General features: G+C 46.2%; 1 pseudogene. It reads left to right on the top strand.

Annotated features, from left to right (window positions below):
- Nucleotides 1-305: 305 nt before the first annotated feature.
- A pseudogene (locus tag A3756_RS15890) lies at nucleotides 306-792 on the top strand (tRNA (N6-isopentenyl adenosine(37)-C2)-methylthiotransferase MiaB); the annotation flags it as partial.

Here is a 792-nt window from a genome sequence, read left to right as displayed (position 1 = left end):
GAACCGCCTTTTATGTTTTGATCTTTAAGGGATAACCACTTGAACCCCAGAGGCCACCGAGTGCGTCGCTGCACAGAGGAAGAGATGGAGACACACCTAAAAAGGCTTTTATCTTTTCTCTGTTTTTATCTTTTCTCTGTGTAGGCCGCAGGCCTCTCTGTGCCCTCGGTGGTGAACCGTCTTTTGTGTTTTGATCTTTAAGGGCAGTCTTTAGCGACAGAAAAAACTACACCCACTGCCTGCTTAGATGTATAATCTGCCGCCTATTTTTTAAGCAACTCTTTTCGCAAGCGATTGATATTTAGATGACCGACACCACGACCAAGAAGCTTTTTATTAAAACTCACGGCTGCCAGATGAACGAGTATGATTCATCTCGCATGACAGACTTACTGCAAGACAGTCATAAAGTTGAGTTAACCGAGAACGAGAGTGATGCTGACATCATTCTTCTTAATACCTGCTCTATTCGTGAAAAAGCACAGGAAAAGGTCTTTCACCAGCTTGGTCGCTGGAAGAAGCTTAAGGAAAGCAACCCGGAACTAACTATCGGCGTTGGTGGTTGCGTTGCCAGTCAGGAAGGTGAAGCGATTCGTTCTCGCGCGCCTTTTGTAGACGTGATCTTTGGCCCACAAACGCTTCATCGCCTACCAGAGATGATCGACGCATCAAAAACAACTGATGTAGGCGTGGTCGACATCAGCTTCCCTGAAGTTGAAAAGTTTGACCACCTCCCTGCTCCCGGTATAAATGGCCCTTCTGCGTTTGTTTCAATTATGGAAGGCTGTAGCA

This window comes from Oleiphilus sp. HI0086, assembly GCF_001635225.1.
This window is presented reverse-complemented; position numbering and strand designations above follow the sequence as displayed.